The following is a 23,174-nucleotide window of genomic DNA, read 5'->3' as shown; positions in this document are numbered from 1 at the left end:
GGGTTTATGATAAGAGTGTTCAACAGGTTGTTACTGAACTATTTTCCGGCTGTTGGTTAGGTACTGCTTGCCAGCAGAGCGAACAGTGTCTGCATCAGCACGTTCCGAAGCCTTGTGGACTTTCTCCAGGGTTTCCTCAAGTTCGTCGATCTCGTCATCCAGCTTTTGCAGGGCATTTTCCAGCGTGTAAGTGAGCTGGTGCACTTCGTTCATGGCTTCCGGGGACAGATCGCCGGCCAGCACTTTTTCCAGTTTTTTGTTGTACTGAGAGAGGTTGGTAACAGCCTGCTCAAGGGTATGCGAGGGCTCTCCTTTGAAGTGGTCGGTGTCGCTGGCAAATGCAGGTACTGCAATCAAAAGGGCAGCGGCTACAACGGTAAAGTGGCGAAGGTTTGTCATGGTATGGCTCCAGGGCAGATGAATTAACAATATAATGCGAATTATTATCAATATGTTTTGTGTGTTCCATGATCGTAGTCAAGCCTGCTCATAAAAAGCTTGCGCGCAGATCAAAACTGCCTAAAATTTATTCACTTTTATCTGCGCGACCCCGCTATGCACCTTGTATCGTTTAATGTTTTCCGCACGCTTGGTTTTCCTGACACGACCGTCGTCAAGCCGGAGCACTTTCTGAGTCATAAAGAATTGCTGCGTGATGCAGACTGGGTACTTTTCCCTGAATACTGGCAGCTCAATGCCCTGGTATATGGTTTGAAATGCCGGGTTTTCCCCAGCGTTGCAAGCTATCTCATTGGTCATGACAAGGTGGAAATGACCCGCGCTTTTGAGGCGGTAGCTCCGGAGCATATTCCCTGGACAATCATTGAAGGCAACGGTGCTCAGGAGCGGGAGCATATCTGGAGTGTTATGGCGTTGCCCTTTGTGGCGAAGCTGCCCAAGGCCAGTATGGGTGAAGGCGTCTGGTTGATTGAAAACCGTGATGACTGGCGCCGGTACTGCGAGCGCACAGATGTTCTGTACGTTCAGGAATATCTGCCGTTGGATCGCGATGCGCGCATTGTGATTGTGGGAGACAGGGTCGTCACTGCCTACTGGCGCACGCAGGCCGATCAGGGCTTTTACAACAACGTGTCAAAAGGTGGCCAGATAGACGACAGCCCTGTGCCTGCGGTAATGACCGATCTTGCCTTGCGGCTTGCACGGGAACTGGAGGTAGATCACGCAGGTTTTGATATTGCGCTGGTGGAAGGCTATCCCTACGTGCTGGAGTTCAACCGTTTGTTCGGTAACCAGGGGCTGGGCCAGGGCAACGACCTGAAGGACGCTATCCTGGAATACCTGCAGCAACAGAGTGAACCCAGGGACCCGGGTGGCTCTGATGCCCCCGAGCCACCTCCCCCGCAGATAGCCGTCTGATACCGGGGCTGTCTGGTTACAGGTTTTTGTAGCGGTTGATATCGAAAATACCTGCCTGAAGGGGCTGGTGCTCCCGATGCCAGGCTGTGATGTCGTGAAGAATTTCCCAGAACTGCCGGTGGGTGCGGCGCACACCCCAAACACCTACCAGTGCTTCAAAACCTTCCGGATCCTCGGCTTTCAGACCTTTCATCCGGTCTTTGAACAGCCCCAGCTGTGATGCAGGAATGTCGAACATAAAGTTCGGGTAGCTACCGATGATTCCCGGGTAGATGGTCAGCCTGTCGTTCTCTGGCTGGTAGCGCAGATCTTCTCCGAACAGAAAGGCAACGCTGCTGTGGGCGCGGTCGCGGATGAGGGTGTACAGGGTGCGCTCGCCTTGCTCGTTGTATACCCGCAGGAAAGTGACGTTGGGCAGGTAGCTGATCGCCGGCAGGAATTCGGCCCGGATTGCTGCCAGTTCGGAAAGCGCCTGATCCGCATCGCGAACCCATTCGGGTTCATCTTTCCGGCCACAGTTGCTGCCGGCGCAGCGGTTGATGGGGTCGTCCCGCTCAGCGTTCAGGTCACGAAAGTGCGTTAGCAGGCGCGCTCCCAGCTCTTCGTTAAACGCCGAAGTTGCATAAGACACCTGAGATGGGGCTGTCTCGTCCATGCGCGCATAGCTGAAGTTCAGTTTCAGCTCTCCTGCGCCCTGATACCAGTTCTGTAAGACCCGGTTGCGCTCTCCGGGTGGTACCAGACGCAGGTAGTCCTGTTCGCCACCGTTGCGGATCAGGTCAAAGTAGAGGCGCGTCTGGGCCTGATGAGCCACATTGCCGAAGACATCAAAGTTAACCACCAGTTCGTAGTAGGTGCGCTCGAAAAGGGGGTAGTCCATCCACCAGCTGGTCAGCGGAACCTGACCGATCAGGCCTCGTTGTACAGAGGCGTTGTCGTGGTGCCGGAAGACGGTTAGCAGTGCATTGGTATTGTTGCCATCACCGTCCCAGATATGATCAAGGGATGCGCCCCTTGGGTAAGCCTCTGCGTAGGCCTTGTTTCGCAGCTCGCGGTATTGATTGCGCTTGCCTTTATAGTCGCTCCAATTCTCGCCCAGATCCAGCAGGGCGCTGTCCTGCCCTGGCAGAGCCAGTAAGGGATTCACCTTGTCGCGATACTCTGCGCTGGTTACATACAGGTCGTCTTCCGGATCGTGGTAGGTCACCCAGAAATGATCACGGATGACGTCGGTGGCAATCTGGCCGCGGCACACCGGCCCGCGAATGAAGGTGCGGGTAAAGTACTCGGCGTTGTCGAGCATGAACTGGTAGCGCGCTTTGGACGGAATATCAGCAAAGGTGACAAATGGATTGGCACGGCTGGTCCGGCTGTAGTCCGGCATGGTTTCTACTTGCCAGTCACCGGTTTCAAACAATTCGCGGGTACGTTCAAACTGTTTTTCCCCAAACGCGAAGGTGATGTGGCGTTTGTGCACAATGCTGCCCGCTACCGGGCGTAACCGGTAATACACCGGGCCTTCCGGGTCGTCGTTGGGCCGACGGGTTGCGATCATGTCGATGGGAGTGTCTGGCTGGGTACGTGAGCGCACGATTTCAAAGAAACGGGTATTAACACCGTTTTCCTCGAAATACAGGTGGGCAAGATAGAGATGTTCATAAATCCAGCGGCTGACCAGTTGTTGCCGCCGGTCACTTCCATTGAGCCAGGCTTCCCAGCGTTCAATGTGGTTTTGCTCTGCTTCACTTATATGGGTAACCGGCGGGCTTATGGCACCACCCTGGTTGAGCCAGCCGGTTAGCGTGGCGTATTCGTCGTCGGTCAGGCCGGTTACGGCCAGGGGCATGCCCTCGTAGGGGTGATCGCTGGCGTAGTCTGCGAAGTCAGCGTTGCTGACGCACTGGTTAGCGCGGGAAAGCCCGAGTTCAATATCGTCTGGCAGTTTGCTGTTGGGCGGAAACTCGTATTCCTTGCCCAGCCGGATCATGTTTTCAAAAAGGCTGCGGGTCTGGTCGCCCCGGGCGAGTACTGAATAAAACCCTTTGCCCCGCCACTGTTGCTCGGTTTGGGCATCGATCCCCAGCCGGGTTGCCTGTTGGGTTTTCAGGCGAGCGCCATCGTACACCGCGTCTTTATGGGCGCCGCGGATGAGGCCGTCGGAGTATTCCATTTTGAGCTGACAGGGTGCGTCGAAACAGCTGTGACATGCCAGACATTTGGCTTCCACAATGGGTCGGACGTCTTCGTTGAAGCTGACCGGTTGCTGGGTGGCGGTGGGCAGTGCCTGCTTGAACGTGGGCGGCGAGGTGTTTTCGGCGCAGCCAGTCAGGAACAGCAGGGCGATAAGGGCTGCTGTGATGAGTCGCGCCATTGGGGGCCTGTGATGGTTGTTTGATGTTGGTGGATTATAGAGGGTTTGGTTGGGGTTCGCTAAGGCTTGTTTTGGGGGTGAGCCGCAGGCGGGGAGGGCGTCTGCTCTGGGAAAAACAACTCGCTTCGCTCAGACATTTTTTCCCGGCGCAGACGCCCTCCCCGCCTGCAGCCTTGCAGCCATTTTGGTGACTTCTCGGATACTACAGATTATGGGTAGATGTGCTCATATCTGAGGGCTGAGAAAAGCCCGATTATCGCGATTATTGTCGGGCCATTCTGGTTCCGGCGCCTGTGTTTATTCCCCCGGGAGGGATACACCATCAATGACCGAGTCAGCCAACGCTCACATCACCGATTACTACACCGCTGAGACTTTTAACCGGATCAAGGCGTTTGCAGATACCAAAGAGACACCGTTTGTGGTGATTGATACCGCCACCATTGATCGTCAGTACGATGAACTGGTGGAAGGCTTCCCTTATGCCAGTGTTTATTACGCGGTGAAGGCTAACCCGGCTCCGCAGATTCTGACTATGCTGCGGGACAAGGGTGCGAACTTTGATATTGCCTCGGTGTATGAACTGGAAAAGGTTATGGGGCTTGGGGTGACCGGCGATCGGATCAGCTATGGCAACACCATCAAGAAGGCGCGGGATATTCGCACTTTCTACGAGAAAGGTGTGCGTATGTTTGCCACGGACTCTGAGGCGGATCTGCGCACTCTTGCCAAGGCGGCTCCGGGTGCGAAGGTGTATGTGCGCATTCTGACCGACGGTACGCAAACAGCCGACTGGCCGCTTTCCCGCAAGTTTGGTTGTGAGAGTGATATGGCTATGGATTTGCTTATCCTGGCCCGGGACCTGGGTTTGGTGCCCTATGGTGTGTCGTTCCACGTGGGTTCTCAGCAGCGTGAAATTGGCGCGTGGGATTCGGCGCTGAACAAGGCGAAGGTTATTTTCGAGCGTCTGAAGGAAGAAGATGGCATTGAACTGAAGATGATCAATATGGGCGGTGGCTTTCCCGCCAACTACATCAACCGGACCAATGAACTGAGTGTGTATGCGGCGGAAATCACCCGTTTTCTGAAAGAAGACTTCGGTGATGAACTGCCCGAGATCATTATTGAGCCAGGCCGGTCGCTGATCTCAAACGCAGGCGTTCTGGTGAGCGAAGTGGTGTTGATCGCCCGTAAGTCCCGCACCGCTCTGCATCGTTGGGTATTTGCTGACGTTGGCAAGTTCAATGGTTTGATTGAGACGCTGGATGAAGCGATCAAGTTCCCGATCTGGACGGATAAAAAAGGCGAAGGTGAAGACTGTGTGATTGCCGGGCCGACGTGTGACAGTGCGGACATCATGTACGAGCACCATAAGTATCCGTTACCACTGAATCTGGCTATTGGCGATCGTATGTACTGGCTTTCTACCGGAGCCTACACCACAACATACAGCGCAGTGGAGTTCAACGGGTTCCCCCCTTTAAAGGACTACTACATTTAAAGTCAGAAGGCCGGGGTGTGGGGGTGTCTTTCCCGTCGGGAAAAAATGTCTGAGCGCAGCGAGTTGTTTTTCCCAGAGGAAAAGGCGCCCCCGCGCCCCGGCCCTGCACCGTCAATCATTGGCAGGGCTGCTTTACTGCCATTGCAGGTTTAGTTTACTGCCATTGCAGGTTTAGTTTGCTGCCGTTGCAGGTTTAGTTTGATGGCTAACGGTAAGACGAGGATGCCGTAGGCAATCATTACGGCTATGGCGTGTCTTACGTCTCCGGTCCAGTCAGAGAGCAAGCCGCCAAGCATGGGGATGACGAAAGCAATGGTATAGCCCACCAGGAAGTTGCCGGCCGATAGCCTGCCGGTTTCGCTGGCGGGCACCAGCAGCGGTGGCAGTGCTACGGTCATAATCAGCAATACGCCGACGGTGAAGCTCATGAAGGTTGCACTGGCTATGGCCCACCATCCGGTAAATAGCAGTGCCCCCGAGGCTCCCAGCAGACCGCACACCAGCATGATTACCAGTGGGGTTTTCCGGCCGACCCAGTGGCGGGCCATTTTCAGCATCAGCAGTGAGGCTATTACCTGTGCGAAGTTGAACGAGAACAGGGCTTCGGAGAGGTTTTCAAATTCCCCTCGTTGTTCCAGCAACGCGCCCATATAGGCGTTTACGCCAAAAAACAGGGAGGCGGATGCGCCAAGTAATAAGCCAAGCCTGAGTGTCAGAGGGTTTTTCCAGTCTGGTAACCAGGCGACTTTGTGGACGGGCCTGGCCAGGTCGCGTTTGGGAAGGAACAGGGCGGCGGCGATCAGCAATGCCGGTAATGACCAGGCCAGCATGGTTGCTCTCCAGCTGTTTTCCAGCATGGGCATGAGAACAGGCAAGGTAATACCCGCACCGATGAATTCGCCCATCAGCATGCCATTCATGTAGATAGCAGAACCGAAGGCCAGGTGTTTGGGTTCCAGCCAGCGCGGCAACAACGCAGGCAGTGCAGGTTGCATCATGGCAATGCCAAGGCCCATTGTGGCGCTGGTGAGCATCAGTGTGACGGTGTCGGGAGCAAGACCGCGACCGGCGGAGCCGCTGACCATGATGGCGATGGCGAGGGCCAGTGTATTACGCGGGCCTATGCGTGATATGGATAGCGAACCGGGCATGGCGCCTATAGCAAGCATCAGAATGGGCAGTGTGGTCAGAGCGCCGGTCAGGGTCTGAGAGAGTGCCAGCTCATCACCGATAAACGGTGCCAGTGGTGGCGCAACCAGAATGGGAATGCGTAGATAAACTCCGGCCAGCCAAAGTAACACCGCCACTGGCAGCAGGCTTGCTGTCGGTGGCAGTGTGGGCGTTGCGGATTGGTCAGGCCGGGACAAGAAGGATCAGTCTTCGCTGGTATCTGGCAGGTAAGCTCCGTCTTCGTCGTGTACTTCCTGCCCGGTGACGGGTGGGTTGAATGCACAGATCAGGCGCATGTCCTCAGTGCCGCCACGGAGGGTATGCTGGTCATGCTTGTCGAGGGCGTAAAGTGTTCCGTCGGAAATCTCGTGGGTCTCACCAGTTGCCTTGTCGGTAATGGTGCCATTGCCGGCTACGCAGTAAACCGCTTCCAGGTGATGCTTGTACCACAGGTTCATTTCGGCACCTGCAGGGATAATTGTCTCGTGGAAAGAAAAGCCCATACCGTCTTTTTTCAGCAGCATGCGACGGCTTGTCCAGCCTGGCCCATGAACTTCGCGTTCGGTACCAATGATGTCTTTAATTCGTACAATCTTCATTAGCATTCCCCGTTTTTTGATGGAATAGCCTTACAGTATAAACACCCCTTTCAGGTCCGGTTCAACCGCCAGTCGTCATAAATCGCCATACATTGTTCAATGGCGGCATAAAATTTATGCCTTTGGCCTTCGTCCAGAAATTGCTGTTTACGATACTTGTCGAAGGTTCGCTGAATGGTCTGTCGGCTCTTTTTGTCGAGGCTTTCGAGCCAGTGATGGTCTGCCGGTTCCAGGTCGAGCAATTCTCGGCCAGCGTGGTTACGATGGCTTATGTGCCACCAGTGATCCACCGCTCGTCCCAGTACAACATATCCGAACTGGCTGTCCTGTACAGGCCCGAATGTGGCAGTTTTAAGGCCATCCCGGAGTATCCCGATGTTCAGCGCAGGGAGTGTTAGCCGGCTCCCGTAAAAATAACTGCCGGCTGCGCCGATGAGGCCGCCTACCAGAGCCCCGGTTCCGAGGGAGGAGCCCAGGGTTATTGCATCCAGTCCAGCGCCGCCGACAGCGCCCGCACCAAAGCCGGCTGTAGCGAGATAGCGCTTGCTGACAGCCCAGTGTTTGCGACTGTCTTCAGAGAACAGGTCGTGATCGCTGTGCCATTCCAGTTCCGCCTCCTGCCGGCGGATCGACTGATGCTGATACAGGTGTTCAATCTCCACGCGCAAAGATTCTTCCCGCTGGCGCTGGTGCCGGTACCAGCGCTGCCGGAGCTGGTCGGCAAGCGTGGTATCACTGGTGCCTGCGGCCTGGTCCAGTGTGAGGGTGCGCTTTTCCTGGAGTGACATCATGTCGTTCAGGGCTCTGGCAATAATGCGTGCCGCTTGCTGCCGCCGCTGTTGGCGCTGGGCGGACAAGTGGTGAGTTGCCTGATCCAGAGCCTGCTCCCAGTCGGGCTCAAGCTGGCCAAAGGCCCGTAAAAGACTGAGATGTTGCTCGAACGGGGCGCGAACAGCGTCGAATTTGCGTACAACCTGGAAGAACTGCCCCAGTGCTGCCTGCCAGGTGTCACTGTAATCGTCAGTTCCTATGCTGTTAATCAGAGCAAGGCTGGGTTGCCCCGTCCAGCGCAAAATGGTCATCTCCGCTTCATGTTCGGCACTGTAGGGGGTGGATCCGTCTACAACGTAGATAATGCCGGCGCCTTCGATCAATGGGGTCAGCAGTTCACACTCATCAGTAAAGCGACCGTCGCCCCGGTGCTGCATCACAAACGCACGTACGGTTTCGCTGTGATCCGATGCCGAGACGCTGTGCGCCTCCAGCCACTCCAGAACACGTCGGGGCCGCTGAAACCCGGGCGTGTCTACCAGGGTGTAGAGCACTTTGCCATCAACACTAAGAGGGTATGACTGTCGCCTGCGCGTGGTACCTGGCTCCAGTGCAATGGCAATGGCGTCGTTTTGCGACAGAGTTGCCACGACACTGGATTTGCCTTTGTTTGGATGACCTACGACCGCGAAGATGGGGGTGTTTTTCATTCAATAATTCCCCCTTCCATATCGGGTACGGTTTGCTGGGTTGGTACCAGGCTGACTGTTACAAAATCTGTACCTGCCCGCCTGGCAAATCTCAGCCATTGCTGAACCTGCGGGGTATCCGGCTTCAGCGCCGTGAGGTTCGCCAGAGGCACCAGGGCAACCCTGGAGCCTTCCGGCCAGAGTTTCCGGGCGCTGGCCAGAAAGTCTTCAAGCTCACCGGTGGGAGGCTCCCAGCTGCGGGTAACCAGAAGAACAGGCAGGCTGGGGCCCTGGGCCAGTTCGGTGGCGATTCGCTCCAGAGCCTGTCGGTCTTCCTCCAGAGTCATTCTGCCTCCCGCTTTGGTAATCAGGCTTTTGCCTGTGCTGAGGGTGTCCGGCAGCTCCGGTTCGCCCGCACCAGCCCAACACAATACTATGCGTGAATCCGGCAAAGGATCCAGGCTCAGCTGGGTATCGGTGTCTGGCAGGTCGGACGCATCGTTATATTCGTTACCAGTCTCAAGAGCCGGCGTTTCCATGCGGTACATCAGGGCACGCATTGCCGGGTGGCTGGTTAGCAGGCGCCGGGCTTTCCTGCGGATCAGCACGTTTGCCAGTACGGAAAGAATGAGTCGTGGCAGCAGTGCCCAGGTTGTCCATAGCATGGCAATAAAGGGCCACCACTGGCCCCAGCGTGCCGGGTCCATGTTGCCTTCGCCCGCTGAGGCACGAAAGAACCGGGTGGCTTCCACAAGTGCAAAATCGGGCGCAGCAGCCGGCCACAGCCACGCCCAGGGTGTGGAAATGGCAGAGATCAGTCGATAATAACTGCTGGCGTCTGTCTCAAGAGTCGTGCTCCAGCCGAAGGCAAGATCCTGAAGCACCACCATAACCAGCAAGGTTACCAGTCCGGATAGAGCAAAACACAGCCCGCCAAGCTGTGCGGCCCGCGCCATGAGAAGCGGCCTGAGTTCCCTGAAAACTACAGACTCAGGACAGTTCCGGAAGTGCCTGAGCAATCCACGCCATGGTTGCCATCCTGCCAGAGACTGCACTGTGGTCGCCAGTGCCAGCACTATCTGGAAAGCGGCAACCGCCAGAATAACGGTAACATTGATGCGCTGGCCGCCATCATAAAACAGCAGACCGAGCATGGTCAGCATGCCCAGCAGGGTCCCCGCTACAACAAATCCGCGGTTGATCCGGCGCCAGAAACGCAGGGTCTTTTCTGCGGCGGAGTTGCCTGCGCCAGGGCCACTCAGGTTGTTCATGTGTGCCATCCAGCGTTCCGGGTCTGGCGTGGTTCCTTGCTGTTCGCAGGTCAGTGCAAACTTGCGATCCCGCCGGTGCAGGAATGCCGGAGCCTGGCCATTGTCTCTCTGGGCGCAGGCTTCAAAATCCAGCAACAGGCGGAGGGGGTGATCTGTCATGAATGGTTCCGGTTGTAAATTCGGTCTGTCGGTCTTTGATGCTAGAATATCGGCATTACCCTGTCCTGTGCCAGCCAACGAGCCTCCATGCCCCACCATCTGATGAATCTGCGCCACGTGCCCGATGACGAAGCCGAGGAAATACGGGCCCTTTTTGATGCCCATGATGTGCGCTACTACGAGACGCCGCCGAGCCGCTGGGGGATCAGCATGGGTGGGTTCTGGGTGCATGATATCGAGGAAGCGGAGAGGGCCAGAGGCTTGCTGCAGGAATACCAGCGCAAGCGGATGGAATGCCAGCGTGAAGCGTATGAGGCTCGGCGCTCAAACGGGGAAACCGGTGGAATCTGGCGCATGTTCCGGCATAAACCCCTGCGTACGCTGGCTGCCTGCCTGGCGATTGTTGTAATGATCGGGTTCAGTCTGCTGCCATTTATCCGGTTAGGTTAGTTTTGCTGATATGGCTGGATGTATGTCGTTTTAATCGGCTGTCCGACAATCACGACGGTGTCCTGGTTTCCGGACATGCAGGCTGTGATAGCCCCTGCTGCAGGTTGTTTCGACGGGAATCCGTATTCCTGCAAGAGCGGGTTGTACTGAAATCTGGACAGCTATACGTTCCGGGCAAAGAAGATTTAAAAAATAGCCAATAAAAACATAAAGATATAATCATGGCACAGGAGGCGCATGGAGGTCGTTTCGGGTCGTGGTCCCGACCCGTTCTTAACAACAACAAAATAAGGAACGACCATGAAACGTATCATGATCTGTACGCTGATCGGCGCTACAGGCTTTGTTTTGAGTGCCTGCAATGACAGTGACAACGACACTCCTGAGGTAAATCAGGTGCCCGGCTTTATTCTGGGCGATATCCAGCACAAACAATACGACGGTATTACTGATGATCTGCTGACGGCGGGCCTGGGCGCTACCGGTCTGAGTGGCGCCGCACCTACCTTTGCCGACACTCTGAATCCTACTGCAGCCGAACTGCGCCGGCTTGCAATCTACAATAATTATCGAGCCCTGGTAGATACATCCGTTGGCGGAGGGTACGGAGAGTTCTTCGGTCCCGGCGTTGGCAGCGTAACTGGACCCGAAGGGCTGGTCCCGGGCCATGAGTACCTTGCCTTTATGACCGTTTCCGGCAGTGATGTGCCCGTCACAGTGATGGCTCAGATACCGGATAGTTTCGACACGCAGAACCCATGCATGATTACCGCCCCCTCTTCCGGCTCCCGGGGTATTTATGGGGCGATTGGGACTGCCGGAGAGTGGGGTCTGAAAAAGGGCTGTGCCGTGGTCTACACTGATAAAGGCAGTGGCACTGGTGCCTACAATATGGAAACCAGTACGGCCCAGCGTATTGATGGCACGCTGACAACAGCTGATGAAACTGTGCAGTTTCGTGCTGACCTGACGGATGCCGAACGCAGTGATTTCAACGCTGCCTGGCCAGACCGTTTCGCCTGGAAACACGCACATTCAAAAGCCAACCCGGAAGCTGACTGGGGGCGCCATGTGCTGCAGTCTGTCGAGTTCGGGTTCTGGGCCCTGAATGAGCAATTTGGCAGTGACGATAACGTTGACGCTATCACGCCGGAAAACACGCTGGTAATTGCTTCAAGTGTTTCCAACGGTGGCGGCTCTTCGGTACGCGCGGCCGAACAGGACACAAACGGCCTGATTGATGGTGTTGCCGTCTCGGAGCCTAATGTAAATCCGGTTGTGGATACCGGATTCACCATCAGGCAGGGTGCTGGCGCAGCCATTACGGAACACAGCAGAAGCCTGTTGGAATACACCACGGCGCTGGCGGTATACCAGGGGTGTGCCAACAATGCTCCGGCTATACGTGACCTGGCTCCGTTGAATGTGCTGAACGCACAAGAGGTCCGCGAGAATATCTGTAACTCTCTGGCCAACAAGGGCCTGGTCACTGGTGCAGATAACGACGAGCGTGCCACAGATGCGCTGCGCATCCTGAATGAGGACTTCGGCATCCAGCCCGAGCAGAACCTGCTGGCTCCGGTGCACTTCGCATCCAATGTTGCCCAAAGCATCTCTATGACCTACGCAAATGCCTATGGGCGTGCAGGCGTTGAAGATCGCGTATGTGGTCTGAGTATGGCTGCCACAGATGTTGCGGGTGCAGTTACCCCGCTTGCAGAGGCTGCAGAAGCGGCGGCATTTGCAACCAGCAACGGCATTCCACCTACAGCTGGTGTTTCTATCGTATACGATACCGCCGAAGGACAGCCTACGGCACTGGCTGCAAGCGCTTCGCCCAGTAGTAGCTCGGTCGATTATGGTCTTGATGCATTGTTATGCCTGCACAGCCTGGCGTTGGGCTACGATGTTGTTACCGGAAATCCCTTGTCTGGTGATGATGCAGCGCTTGCGAATGCAATTGCCGGGGGTATCGAGGAAGTACGTGCCACCGGAAACCTGCGTGGCAAACCGGCCGTGTTTGTGACTGGTCGAGCAGATGCCGTTCTGCCCATTAACCATACATCCCGGCCCTATTATGCCCTTAATCAGCGGGTTGAAGGCGCTGCCAGCGAACTTCGTTATTACGAAGTACTCAACGCGCACCACCTCGATGTACTGAACCAGTTCCCGGGTGTTGGTGACCGTTACATACCGCTGCATCACTACTACTTCCAGGCACTGGATCTGGTGTGGGAGCGCCTGGCCAATGGAGCCACGTTGCCTCCAAGTCAGGTGGTCCGGGCTGTTCCGCGGGGAGACCTCTCCACGCCGCTGGCTCAGAGCAACTTACCCGGGATAGCAGATGAACCTGCTGATGAAGATCGTATCAGCCTGGTGGATGACGAGTTACGCATCCCGGAATAAGAACGTTTTTGATCATTGCGCGGGTCCTCTCATTTGCTCGCGCTGCAGGGAGGACCATATACTTCCGACAACACACCCGGCTTTGCCGGGTGCAGGGCTTTCATCATGAATGATATTGAACCCGGTGGTACGCGTTACATGACAGAGTTGTTTGGTGATAAAAATAAAAACGGGCTGACCCGGGATCTTATTGAAGCGCTCTTCCCCATGTTCGAGGAAGCCAGTGCAGGCGCAATTGCTGTTGATCGCGACGCTCGCATTACCTGGATAAACAACAGTTATTCCCAGTTGTTGGGTCTGGATAGCCACGTCAATGCCATCGGCCGCCCGGTACGCCAGGTGATTCCTGAAACCCGTATGCCGGAAGTTGTGGAAACCGGTAAACCATTACTCCTCGACATTATGGAACACCAGCAGCAGCAACTGGTGGTTACCCGGTTGCCGTTTTATAACGAAGCGGGAGAGATTGAAGGTGCTGTGGCTTTCGTACTTTATGACGATCTGCAACCGCTTACGCCGCTGGTCAGCAAGCACCGGCGCTTGCATCAGGATCTGGTTGCGGCTCGCAAGGCGTTAGCTAAAAAGGCCAGGAGCACGAGGTATAGCCTCGGAGATTTTGTCGGCGCGAGTCCCGGTGCGCTTGAGGTCAAGCGTCGGGCGCGCCTGGCAGCCGGCCGTGAAATGGCGGTGCTGTTGCTGGGAGAAACAGGTACCGGTAAGGAAGTGCTGGCGCAGGCAATCCACTCCGTCTCCAGCCGGGCCGAGAAGCCCTTTGTTGGTGTGAACGTGGCGGCGATTCCCGATAATCTGCTGGAAGCCGAGTTCTTCGGCGTAGCACCGGGCGCCTATACCGGAGCCGATCGCAAGTTCCGGGAAGGAAAATTCCAGCTTGCCAACGGCGGCACGCTGTTCCTTGACGAAGTCGGTGATATGCCATTGCCCTTGCAGGCCAAACTGTTGCGGGCGCTGCAGGAAGGAGAGGTTGAACCGCTGGGCTCCAACAAGGTTGTCTCAGTGGATGTCAGGGTTATAGCGGCAACCAGCCGGAATCTCGAAGCCATGATTGCTGACGGGAGTTTCCGGTCGGATCTGTACTACCGGCTTAACGTGCTGGAAATCCCCATACCTCCTCTCAGAGATCGCCTCGTTGATCTTGGGTTACTGTGCGAAACCCTGTTATGGGAACTCAGCGAAGGGCTGGATATGCGCGCAGAGATTACTGATGCGGGTGTGGCAGCTCTGGCCAGCTATGACTGGCCCGGGAACATTCGCGAACTGCGTAATGTGCTGGAGAGAGCCCTGACCATGGGAGAGGAAGGTGGCGTGCTGGATGCAGACGCCATATTTAAAGTGCTGCCCCGGTATGGCGCGCGCCCTGCGCCGGAAATGGCGTCGCGGCCAGTCAGGCCCTTGGCGGAAACGCTGGCAGAGGCAGAAGCTCAGGCCATAGAAGAGGCGCTGGTCGCAACCAGAGGTAATCGGACCAAAGCTGCCCGGTTGCTGGGTATTTCCCGCTCGGTACTGTATGAAAAACTGGCCAGGATGTCCTGATTTCCGGACAGGTGTCTTGATATCTGTACAAGTACGTACGACCATGGCATTGTGTTGTCCGGAATATCGGACATTTAAAATTTAATTGATTTTGGGATTTTTATAACTATTTGATAAATAACCTAAAAAATTCCTTGGCATAGTCTCTGCTTATACATGAATGCAGGACGTCAGAACAATGCAGAAAACAAGGCTGGCGCCAAGCGTAGGACCCCCCGGATACTAATGCCGCCTGCGTTTTCTGCTTATTCTGGCTGAATCTCAGACCAGGCCTTCCGGGCCAACGAGCCCTGGGCCGTATACAACAACAAGAAGGATCATCTTCATGTCTATCAAGCAAAAGCTTTCCGGTTTGACTCTGGGCATTAGTGCCGCAGCCCTGATGACAGGTGCCATGATCAGCAGCGATGCGCTGGCGGCTGAAAAAATCCGTTGGCAGGTTCCTCTGGCTTTCCCCTCACATCTTGTGGGCCTGACAACACCGGTTAAGCATCTGACAGAGAATCTCAAGACAATCTCTGGTGGTGATGTCCAACTGCGTTATTACGAGCCCAATGAATTGGTTCCTCCGTTTGAAATCATGGATGCTGTGGGCAGTGGAAAGTATCCTGCGGGTTATACCTGGGTGGGCTATGACCAGGGTACCATCCCGGCCTTGCCGCTTTATTCCGGCGCCCCCTTCAACATGGAACCACCGGCTTACCTGGCCTGGTACTATCAGGGTGATGGCCGTGCCCTGCTTGAAGAAATCTACGCCAAGCGCAATATCCATCCGATGCTGTGCAGTATTATCGGGCCTGAAGGTGCTGGCTGGTTCGCCAATCCTATCAAGGGAGTGGAAGATTTTGACGGTCTGAAAATTCGTTTTGCCGGTATCGGTGGCAAGGTGCTGGAGAAACTGGGCGCCTCGGTAACCATGGTGCCAGGCGGCGAAATTTATCAGGCGCTTGAGCGCAAAACTATTGATGCAACAGAGTTCTCTCAGCCTGCCATTGATAAAATGCTGGGCCTGGACCAGATCATCAAGAACTACATCATGCCTGGCTGGCATCAGACGCTGACCACTTCCCACCTTCTGGTGAACAAGGATGTGTGGGATGGACTTGAGCCCCAGAGCCGCGCACTCATCGAAATGGGCTGCGAAGCTGCAACGCTCAAAGGCTTTGCCGAGAGCGAGTGGGCACAGCCAACAGCACTTCGTGACTACGAAAAAGAAGGCGTAAATGCCCAGACTCTCCCCGAGCCTGTGCTACGCGAGCTGCAGAAGGTTACCAACGAGGTACTGGACGAGATTGCTGCCGAGGACGAAATGTTCAATCGCGTGCTGACCAGTCAGCGCGACTTCATGGAACATCACTCCATCTGGCACTCCAATGGCTACCTGCCGCGGGATTTCTACAAGTACGATTGATCAACGGATGATGTTCACTGCGGGTAACGGTTGACCGTTACCCGCTTCCTGCCCTGCATCCGGAAAATCCGAGGTTTTTGTGACTGATACCAATGTCTCCGGGGATAACCAGGCCCCGGCATCCGGCACCGATACACTTCCGACTAACGCGCTGTCCTGGCATCTTGACCGAGTGGTTGTTGCCGTGGGCCGCCTTGCCTCCTGGTTATGGATCGGAGTGTTGATCGTAATTCTGCTCAACGTTTTCTCCCGCTATGTAATGTCTCAGGGCTCTATAGCACTTGAGGAACTATCCTGGCACCTGTTTGGTACCGCGACCATGCTGACACTGGGATACGCGGTTGTCCGTGATGACCATGTCCGTGTTGACGTATTGAGGGAGAAGTTCAGCCCTAAAGCTCAGGCTGTTATCGAGCTTCTGGGTATCTTTTTACTGGCCCTGCCTATTATTGCGCTGATGATCAGTGCGATGGTGCCCTACGCCTGGACGGCGTGGACTTATATGGAACACTCCCAGGCACCCAGCGGTCTGCCTTACCGGTTTATTTTCAAAAGCATGCTGCCACTCGGACTGGCGTTTGTGATGATTGCCCTGGTGTCCCGTGCCTCGCGTTGCGCCACCTTCCTGTTCCGTTTTCCCAGGGCCATTGTGCCTCCCTACGATGACCGGCACTCCGTCGGCCATCCTAATCCCTGAACCGCGAGGCTATCGTCATGGGTGTAGAAGCGATTCTTGTTATCGCCATGTTCGCCAGCTTTATGGTGCTCTTGCTGTCGGGTTTCCCGGTTGCATGGTCACTGGCGGGCATTGGTCTTGTATTCGGTATTATCGGCCACGTTATGGTCGAGTACCTGGATTCTCCTCTGTGGTTTACCTGGCAGGGTACGATTGGCGTTCTGGATGCCAGGATTTATGGCATTGTCGCTAATGAGCTGATGGTGGCTCTGCCCATGTTTATATTTATGGGCATCATGCTTGATCGTTCAGGCATTGCAGAGAAACTGATGCACAGCCTGGTGCGGGTGCTTGGCGGGTTGCGTGGTGGTTATGCGATTACTGTGGTGCTTGTAGGCGTGTTGCTTGCAGCTTCCACCGGTATTGTCGGAGCGTCTGTTGTATTGCTGGGCATGCTGTCACTGGGGCCCATGATGCAGGCCAACTATAACAAGTCGCTGGCAGTGGGAACTGCGTGTTCTGTCGGTACGCTTGGTATCCTGGTTCCCCCAAGCATCATGCTGGTGTTGATGGCTGACCGGCTTGGTACCCCGGATGCATCTGTGGGCAAATTGTTCATGGGTGCGTTGATACCCGGCGTTATGCTGGCGATGCTCTATGTTCTCTATATCATCATTGCCTCCTACATAAAGAAAGATCTCGCTCCCGCGCCTGTGAACCGTCAGCGTCTCGATGCCCGCGCCTGGCTGGGTGTGATCTGGGCGGTGTTGCCGCCTATGGTGCTGATCGTTTCTGTGCTTGGCTCCATCTTTTTCGGTATAGCCACAACCACTGAAGCCTCTGCGGTAGGTGCGGGTGGTGCCCTGCTCATGGCGTTTGTCAGCAAACGCCTGGATATGGAGACCCTGAAGGAGTCTCTGTATCAGACCAGCCGTACCTCGGCGTTTATCTTCGGCATTTTTATTGGTGCTACGGTCTTTGCTTCGGTACTGCGAGGGCTTGGTGGTGATGAAGTCATTGAGGGCGCTATTACCGGTCTGCCATTTGGCACCACTGGTGTTCTGCTGACGGTATTGTTCATAACGTTTCTGCTCGGGTTTTTCCTGGACTGGGTGGAAATTACTCTGATCGTTTTGCCTCTGGTGGCACCGGTACTGTTCAAGTTGGGTGTTGAGCCCGTTTGGTTTGCCATCATGTTTGCCATGTGCCTGCAGACCTCCTTCCTGACGCCACCGGTTGGCTTTTCACTTTTCTATATCAAAGGTGTATGTCCGCCAGGTATTACCACCCGGCATATCTATCTGGGTGTGCTGCCGTTCATTGCCTTGCAGTTGTTGGCGCTGGCTCTGGTGTTCTGGTTTGCCCCGCTGGCGACCTGGCTACCTAACGAAGTCTATGGGGGTTCCTGAAACAGGGAATTTTCAAGGGAATTTTTGATAATAACCGGGAGACAAACACTATGCGTCTCGAAAATCGAGTTGCACTGATTACTGGCGCCGGGCGTGGTATTGGCCGGGCAATTGCCGAACATTATGGTCGTGAAGGTGCCCGTGTAGCGGTGGCGGACCTTACCCTCGAAAGCGCACAAGAGGCCGTTGACGCTATTGAAAAAGCCGGGGGGGCAGCAATGGCTCTGGCTATGGACGTGACTGACGAGGTGGCTGTTGAAAAGGGTGTGGCTGCAGTTGTGAAAGCCTGGGGTGGTCTGGATATCGCTGTCGCTAACGCAGGTATCCAGCATATAGACCCAATACACAAACTGGCCTATTCAGATTGGCGCCGGGTGGTGAATGTGCACCTTGATGGAGCCTTTCTGGTAACACGGGAGGCCCTTAAGCATATGTACGCCAGCAACGGCGGGACCATGTTGTATATGGGATCCGTGCACTCGCTGGAAGCGTCCCCTCTCAAAGCGCCATACGTTGCCGCGAAACACGGTATGCTGGGGTTATGCCGTGCGGTTGCGAAAGAAGGTGCCGAATACGGTGTGCGCAGCAATATCATTTGCCCGGGCTTTGTGAGAACGCCTTTGGTAGACAAGCAGATTCCGGAACAGGCAAAAGAACTCGGGCTTTCGGAGGAAGAGGTCATCAGCAAGGTCATGCTGAAGAACACAGTGGACGGTAAGTTTACGACGCTGGAAGATGTTTCCGAAATGGCGGTGCACCTTGCAGCCTTCCCTTCGGCCGCCCTTACTGGCCAATCTATTGTTGTCAGCCACGGCTGGCACATGCAGTAAGCAACAGGAGCGACGGATGAGCCATACAGAACAATCGCCCGTAGTCTGGACTCCCTCCGGGGCTACGCTGGACAATGCCCGGATGGGCAGGTTCAAAGCCTGGCTGGAAGATCAGGGCCTGGGTCCTTTTGCTGATTATCACGCGTTACACCGGTGGTCGGTAAATGATCTGGAAACTTTCTGGTCCAGTGTCTGGGAGTATTGCGGCCTGGTTTGCGAAACGCCCGCTAGCAAAGCCCTGGGCAAACGCGACATGCCTGGTGCCGAGTGGTTTCCGGGCATGAAGCTCAACTTTGCGGCTAACCTGCTGCGGCTTGCGGAGGGTGATCATGCCAACCAGGAGGCTATTGTGGCCTACTGTGAGACGCGCCCTGTTCTGCGTCGCACCTATGGCCAGCTGAAAGCCGATGTGGGCGCCCTGGAGGCGTTTCTTCGCAGCAAAGGAATCCAGAAAGGTAATCGGGTTGCAGGTGTTGTTACTAATGGCTATGAAGCCATCACAGGTATGCTGGCGGCTACCAGCCTTGGTGCTATCTGGAGTTCGGCCTCGCCGGATTTTGGCATAGGTGCGATTCTGGACAGATTTGGTCAGATCGAGCCGTCTGCGCTGATCGTGGTAAACGGCTACGGGTACGGGGGTAAGACCTTTGCCCGCCAGAACGACTTTGCTGAACTGATCGCCGGTCTGAAAACCCTCAAGTGTGTTGTCAGTGTTGAGCAGCTCCCGGGTGAAGCCGCTGTGCCAGGTGACCTGGTTACTACCTGGGATGATGCCCTTGCTTTCGGTGCAGGTCAGGAACCCACCTTTACACCGGTCGACCCGGATCACCCCGTCTATATTCTGTATTCGTCCGGCACTACGGGTAAGCCCAAGTGCATTGTCCACGGGACAGCAGGCTTGCTGGTAAATCATGCCAAGGAACTGATTCTACACGGAGATATAGGGCCGGAAGACAGGTTTCTCTACTTCACTACCTGCGGCTGGATGATGTGGAACTGGCAAGCTTCGGCGTTGCTGACCGGGGCCACTGTTATTACGGTAGACGGCTCGCCCGGCTACCCCGGTCTCAGCTTCCTGTGGGACACAGTTGCCGCCGAAAGAGTTACGCATTTTGGCACCAGTGCCCGGTTTATCGCGGGTTGTCGCAAGGCTGAAATGGCTCCGGCTGAAACCCTTGATCTCAGCAACCTGAGAGTGGTTTTTTCAACCGGTTCCCCCCTGCTTCCGGAAGACTACGACTGGATGTACAGCAAAGGTGCTCCTGAAGCACTGCTCGGCTCCATCGCCGGGGGGACGGACATCTGCGGATGTTTCGTGGGCTCTACCCCGATGTTGCCGGTACGCCGGGGCGAAATACAGTGCAGTTTGCTGGGCGTCGACGCCGTTGCATACGGCGATGATGGCACACCTGTAGACCAGGGCCGTGGCGAACTTGTGTGCCGTCAGCCATTGCCCTCCATGCCCGTTGCCTTCTGGGATGATGCCGACGGCGAACGCTATCGCGCTGCCTACTTCGACAGCTTCCCGGGTGTATGGGCTCATGGGGATTTTATTGAGTTCACGGAACACGGTGGAGCCATCATCTATGGCCGTTCTGATGCCACACTCAACCCTGGCGGTGTACGCATTGGCACTGCAGAAATCTACCGCCAGGTAGAAACGGAACCGGCAATCAAAGACAGTCTGGTAGTCGGGCGCCAGATTGACGGTGACGTAGAAGTGGTGTTGTTTGTCGTGCCGGCAGAAGGGCAGGAGCTTACAGACGACTTGCTGACACAGCTCAAAGCCCGAATCCGTCAGGGCGCGAGCCCACGCCATGTTCCCAGACACATTGTTCAGGTGCCGGACATCCCCTACACCCGAAGCGGTAAAAAAGTAGAGCTGGCCGTTGCCCGTCTGATCAACGGCTCCAGTAAAGCCGACAATCGTGATGCTCTGGGCAATCCTGAGGCACTGGATCAGATTCGTGACCGGCTTGCAGAGGAGAATTTACTGCCGGAGAGTTAGTTTTTTGGCGCGGTGGGGGCATGCTCCCACCGCGATACATTGAAACAGAATGTTAGAAAGTTTCGTAAATTTCCCTCTTTTAATCACCCTGTCACCGACGATCAGCGGATTTTAATGCGTTCTTATACTAAGATCGTAACCGGATATTTAAAAAAAATGGTATCTTAGTACGCCTATTAAAAGTTCCAAAATCAGTCATAGCAAAGATCAGACGCTCACAAGGTGCCCGATCGCGCCATGGCCGTCCTGAACCCACCTATTAGCCTGAGGACGAAAATGACATCATCCAAAGCCAAGATTGTCTACACGCTGACCGACGAGGCGCCCGCACTCGCAACACGGTCTCTTCTTCCAATCCTGGAAACCTACGCCAAGCCGGCTGGCATTGAGTTTGAAACCAGCGATATTTCCCTGGCAGCTCGTATTCTGGCGACCTTCCCGGAGTACCTCGAAGAAAGTCAGCGGGTTCCGGACGCTCTCACTGAACTGGGCGAATACACAAAAGACCCGGACGCCAACATCATCAAACTGCCGAACATTTCTGCTTCCATACCGCAGCTGCGCGCGGCTATTGAAGAACTGAAAAGTCAGGGTTATAACCTTCCTGAGTACAAGGAAAACCCTGAAACTGACGAAGAAAAAGAAATTGCTGCCCGCTACGCCAAGGTACTCGGCAGCGCTGTGAACCCGGTTCTGCGAGAAGGCAACTCTGATCGCCGTGCCCCCGCTGCGGTTAAAGCTTTCGCTCGCAAATACCCCCACACCATGGGCGAATGGAGCCCGGCTTCACGCACCCACGTGGCGCACATGCACGGTGGTGATTTTTATTCAAATGAGCAATCCCTGATCCTCGATAAGGCAACCAACGCCCGCATCGTTTTCGAGAACAAAAAAGGCGAACAGACCGTACTCAAGTCTGATCTGCCCCTGCTTGAAGGCGAAGTGCTCGATGGCATGTTCATGAGTAAAAAAGCGCTTTGCAAATTCTTTGAGGACGTTATCGAGGATTGCGAAAAGACCGGCGTAATGTTTTCCCTGCATGTGAAAGCCACGATGATGAAAATCTCACACCCGATCGTGTTTGGTCATGCGGTGAGGATTTTCTACAAAGAGCTGTTTGACAAGTACGGCGACCTGTTTGAAGAAATTGGTGTGAACCCGAACAATGGTCTGTCTTCTGTGCTTGAGAAAATCAAGCAGCTGCCGGAGTCCAAGCAGGAAGAAATTCAGGAAGCTCTGCACAAAACATACGAGCACCGTCCGGAAATCGCCATGGTCGATTCCGTAAAGGGTATCACCAACCTGCATGTACCGAGCGACGTGATTGTTGATGCCTCAATGCCGGCCATGATCCGTAACTCCGGCAAGATGTGGGCTCGCGATGGCAAGCTCAAGGACACCAAGGCAGTTATGCCAGAGTCCACCTATGCCACGATTTATCAGGAAGTGATCAACTTCTGTAAAACTCACGGAGCGTTTGATCCTACCACCATGGGTACCGTGCCAAATGTCGGCCTGATGGCACAGAAGGCTGAAGAATATGGTTCCCATGACAAAACATTCGAAATCCAGGAAGACGGTGTTGTACGGGTGATTGCCGAAGACGGTACTGTACTGACCGAGCACAATGTTGAGCAGGGCGATATCTGGCGTGCATGCCAGACCAAAGATCTGCCGATCCGCGATTGGGTCAAGCTCGCAGTCAACCGTGCGCGTGCCACCGGCATGCCTGCTGTATTCTGGCTGGATGACGAGCGCGCTCATGACGCGCAGATGATCACCAAGGTGAAGACCTATCTGAAAGATCACGACACGGAAGGCCTGGATATTCGCATCATGTCTCCGGTTCGGGCTATTCGCTGGACCATGGAACGCCTGATTCGTGGCCTGGATACCATTTCTGTCACCGGTAACGTGTTGCGTGACTACCTGACCGACCTGTTCCCGATTCTGGAGCTTGGTACCAGTGCCAAGATGCTGTCGATTGTTCCCCTGCTGAATGGTGGAGGACTGTACGAAACAGGTGCGGGTGGTTCGGCGCCCAAGCACGTACAGCAGTTGTTGCAGGAAAATCACCTGCGCTGGGATTCACTGGGTGAGTTTCTGGCAATTGCAGTGTCCCTGGATGAACTGGGCCAGAAGCACGACAACAAGCGTGCTCGCCTGCTGGGTCAGACTCTGGACAAGGCTACTGAGCGCCTGCTGGAAAATAACCAGTCTCCGTCCCGCGTGACCGGTGAGCTGGATAACCGCGGCAGCCACTTCCATCTGGCCCGCTACTGGGCACAAGAGCTGGCTAGCCAGGACAGTGATAAGGAACTGAAAGAGTTCTTCACTAAACTGTCGGCGCAACTGGAAGAGAACAAGGACAAGATCCTGGAAGAACTGAGCGTTATCCAGGGCCATCCTGCGGATATCGGTGGTTACTACCACGCACCTGCCGAAAAGGTAGAGGCAGTCATGCAGCCGAGCAAAACCCTCAACCGGATTATGGAAGATGCCCGCGCGTCGGTGAAGTAATCCTG

General features: G+C 55.3%; 17 protein-coding genes. 11 read left to right on the top strand and 6 right to left on the bottom strand.

Annotated elements, in window-relative coordinates:
* Nucleotides 1-30: 30 nt before the first annotated feature.
* Nucleotides 31-399: a DUF6746 family protein gene (locus tag DS878_RS01535; RefSeq protein WP_113814170.1), complete on the bottom strand. Its 369-nt coding sequence runs from the start codon at nt 397-399 to the stop codon at nt 31-33.
* 156 nt (nt 400-555) lie between these two features.
* Between DS878_RS01535 and DS878_RS01530 the strand changes: the two genes are divergently transcribed.
* A complete protein-coding gene (locus tag DS878_RS01530; RefSeq protein ID WP_113814304.1) occupies nt 556-1,377 on the top strand; it encodes a RimK family alpha-L-glutamate ligase in 822 nt (273 codons plus the stop codon).
* 16 nt (nt 1,378-1,393) lie between these two features.
* Here the strand turns inward: DS878_RS01530 and DS878_RS01525 are convergent, their stop codons facing one another.
* Nucleotides 1,394-3,748, bottom strand: coding sequence for a fatty acid cis/trans isomerase (locus tag DS878_RS01525; protein ID WP_113814169.1), 2,355 nt, complete (start codon nt 3,746-3,748; stop codon nt 1,394-1,396).
* Nucleotides 3,749-4,073: 325 nt separating this feature from the next.
* On the opposite strand from DS878_RS01525, the gene DS878_RS01520 reads away from it, so the two are divergent.
* Nucleotides 4,074-5,249 (top strand): type III PLP-dependent enzyme, encoded by a 1,176-nt coding sequence (locus tag DS878_RS01520; RefSeq protein WP_113814168.1) that lies wholly within the window; start codon nt 4,074-4,076, stop codon nt 5,247-5,249.
* Between the two features lie 149 nt (nt 5,250-5,398).
* Here the strand turns inward: DS878_RS01520 and DS878_RS01515 are convergent, their stop codons facing one another.
* Genes DS878_RS01515 through DS878_RS01500 form a run of 4 tightly spaced genes read right to left on the bottom strand, consistent with a single transcriptional unit; the run spans nt 5,399 to nt 9,908 of the window.
* A complete protein-coding gene (locus DS878_RS01515; protein ID WP_113814167.1) occupies nt 5,399-6,616 on the bottom strand; it encodes a CynX/NimT family MFS transporter in 1,218 nt (405 codons plus the stop codon).
* Between the two features lie 6 nt (nt 6,617-6,622).
* Nucleotides 6,623-7,018 carry an ectoine synthase gene (locus DS878_RS01510; protein ID WP_113814166.1) on the bottom strand — a complete coding sequence of 132 codons (396 nt, stop codon included), beginning with the start codon at nt 7,016-7,018 and terminating at the stop codon, nt 6,623-6,625.
* Nucleotides 7,019-7,068: 50 nt separating this feature from the next.
* A complete protein-coding gene (locus DS878_RS01505; RefSeq protein WP_113814165.1) occupies nt 7,069-8,499 on the bottom strand; it encodes a GTPase/DUF3482 domain-containing protein in 1,431 nt (476 codons plus the stop codon).
* On the bottom strand, nt 8,496-9,908 hold the full coding sequence (locus tag DS878_RS01500) for a DUF2868 domain-containing protein (RefSeq protein ID WP_113814164.1): 1,413 nt from the start codon (nt 9,906-9,908) through the stop codon (nt 8,496-8,498). Before DS878_RS01500 ends, DS878_RS01505 begins: the two co-directional genes overlap by 4 nt.
* 87 nt (nt 9,909-9,995) lie before the next feature.
* On the opposite strand from DS878_RS01500, the gene DS878_RS01495 reads away from it, so the two are divergent.
* The 9 genes from DS878_RS01495 (at nt 9,996) to DS878_RS01455 (ending at nt 23,169) form a co-directional block, all read left to right on the top strand.
* Nucleotides 9,996-10,358 (top strand): DUF6164 family protein, encoded by a 363-nt coding sequence (locus DS878_RS01495; protein WP_113814163.1) that lies wholly within the window; start codon nt 9,996-9,998, stop codon nt 10,356-10,358.
* A gap of 300 nt (nt 10,359-10,658) precedes the next feature.
* Nucleotides 10,659-12,764, top strand: a complete 2,106-nt coding sequence (locus DS878_RS01490) for a 3-hydroxybutyrate oligomer hydrolase family protein (protein WP_113814162.1) — start codon at nt 10,659-10,661, stop codon at nt 12,762-12,764.
* Between the two features lie 138 nt (nt 12,765-12,902).
* Nucleotides 12,903-14,315, top strand: a complete 1,413-nt coding sequence (locus tag DS878_RS01485) for a sigma-54 interaction domain-containing protein (protein ID WP_113814303.1) — start codon at nt 12,903-12,905, stop codon at nt 14,313-14,315.
* 325 nt (nt 14,316-14,640) lie between these two features.
* Nucleotides 14,641-15,726 (top strand): TRAP transporter substrate-binding protein, encoded by a 1,086-nt coding sequence (locus DS878_RS01480; RefSeq protein ID WP_113814161.1) that lies wholly within the window; start codon nt 14,641-14,643, stop codon nt 15,724-15,726.
* A gap of 79 nt (nt 15,727-15,805) precedes the next feature.
* Nucleotides 15,806-16,423, top strand: a complete 618-nt coding sequence (locus tag DS878_RS01475; RefSeq protein ID WP_113814160.1) for a TRAP transporter small permease subunit — start codon at nt 15,806-15,808, stop codon at nt 16,421-16,423.
* 17 nt (nt 16,424-16,440) lie between these two features.
* Nucleotides 16,441-17,811 carry a TRAP transporter large permease subunit gene (locus DS878_RS01470; protein WP_113814159.1) on the top strand — a complete coding sequence of 457 codons (1,371 nt, stop codon included), beginning with the start codon at nt 16,441-16,443 and terminating at the stop codon, nt 17,809-17,811.
* 50 nt (nt 17,812-17,861) lie between these two features.
* Nucleotides 17,862-18,641 carry a 3-hydroxybutyrate dehydrogenase gene (locus tag DS878_RS01465; protein ID WP_113814158.1) on the top strand — a complete coding sequence of 260 codons (780 nt, stop codon included), beginning with the start codon at nt 17,862-17,864 and terminating at the stop codon, nt 18,639-18,641.
* 16 nt (nt 18,642-18,657) lie between these two features.
* Nucleotides 18,658-20,649 carry an acetoacetate--CoA ligase gene (locus DS878_RS01460; protein ID WP_113814157.1) on the top strand — a complete coding sequence of 664 codons (1,992 nt, stop codon included), beginning with the start codon at nt 18,658-18,660 and terminating at the stop codon, nt 20,647-20,649.
* A gap of 276 nt (nt 20,650-20,925) precedes the next feature.
* Complete coding sequence (locus DS878_RS01455) at nt 20,926-23,169, top strand: NADP-dependent isocitrate dehydrogenase (protein WP_113814156.1); 2,244 nt, start codon at nt 20,926-20,928, stop codon at nt 23,167-23,169.
* The last annotated feature ends 5 nt before the right edge of the window (nt 23,170-23,174 follow it).

The organism is Marinobacter sp. F3R11 (assembly GCF_003318275.1).
Classification (GTDB): domain Bacteria; phylum Pseudomonadota; class Gammaproteobacteria; order Pseudomonadales; family Oleiphilaceae; genus Marinobacter.
The sequence above is the reverse complement of the archived record's forward strand: the minus strand, read 5'-3'. Positions and strand labels throughout refer to the sequence as shown.

Bases quoted from the DNA above. Each gene is read 5' to 3' on its own strand.
- DS878_RS01535 (WP_113814170.1), bottom strand. From the start codon at position 399: ATGACAAACCTTCGCCACTTTACCGTTGTAGCCGCTGCCCTTTTGATT.
- DS878_RS01530 (WP_113814304.1), top strand. From the start codon at position 556: ATGCACCTTGTATCGTTTAATGTTTTCCGCACGCTTGGTTTTCCTGAC.
- DS878_RS01525 (WP_113814169.1), bottom strand. From the start codon at position 3,748: ATGGCGCGACTCATCACAGCAGCCCTTATCGCCCTGCTGTTCCTGACT.
- DS878_RS01520 (WP_113814168.1), top strand. From the start codon at position 4,074: ATGACCGAGTCAGCCAACGCTCACATCACCGATTACTACACCGCTGAG.
- DS878_RS01510 (WP_113814166.1), bottom strand. From the start codon at position 7,018: ATGAAGATTGTACGAATTAAAGACATCATTGGTACCGAACGCGAAGTT.
- DS878_RS01505 (WP_113814165.1), bottom strand. From the start codon at position 8,499: ATGAAAAACACCCCCATCTTCGCGGTCGTAGGTCATCCAAACAAAGGC.
- DS878_RS01500 (WP_113814164.1), bottom strand. From the start codon at position 9,908: ATGACAGATCACCCCCTCCGCCTGTTGCTGGATTTTGAAGCCTGCGCC.
- DS878_RS01495 (WP_113814163.1), top strand. From the start codon at position 9,996: ATGCCCCACCATCTGATGAATCTGCGCCACGTGCCCGATGACGAAGCC.
- DS878_RS01490 (WP_113814162.1), top strand. From the start codon at position 10,659: ATGAAACGTATCATGATCTGTACGCTGATCGGCGCTACAGGCTTTGTT.
- DS878_RS01485 (WP_113814303.1), top strand. From the start codon at position 12,903: ATGACAGAGTTGTTTGGTGATAAAAATAAAAACGGGCTGACCCGGGAT.
- DS878_RS01480 (WP_113814161.1), top strand. From the start codon at position 14,641: ATGTCTATCAAGCAAAAGCTTTCCGGTTTGACTCTGGGCATTAGTGCC.
- DS878_RS01470 (WP_113814159.1), top strand. From the start codon at position 16,441: ATGGGTGTAGAAGCGATTCTTGTTATCGCCATGTTCGCCAGCTTTATG.
- DS878_RS01465 (WP_113814158.1), top strand. From the start codon at position 17,862: ATGCGTCTCGAAAATCGAGTTGCACTGATTACTGGCGCCGGGCGTGGT.
- DS878_RS01460 (WP_113814157.1), top strand. From the start codon at position 18,658: ATGAGCCATACAGAACAATCGCCCGTAGTCTGGACTCCCTCCGGGGCT.
- DS878_RS01455 (WP_113814156.1), top strand. From the start codon at position 20,926: ATGACATCATCCAAAGCCAAGATTGTCTACACGCTGACCGACGAGGCG.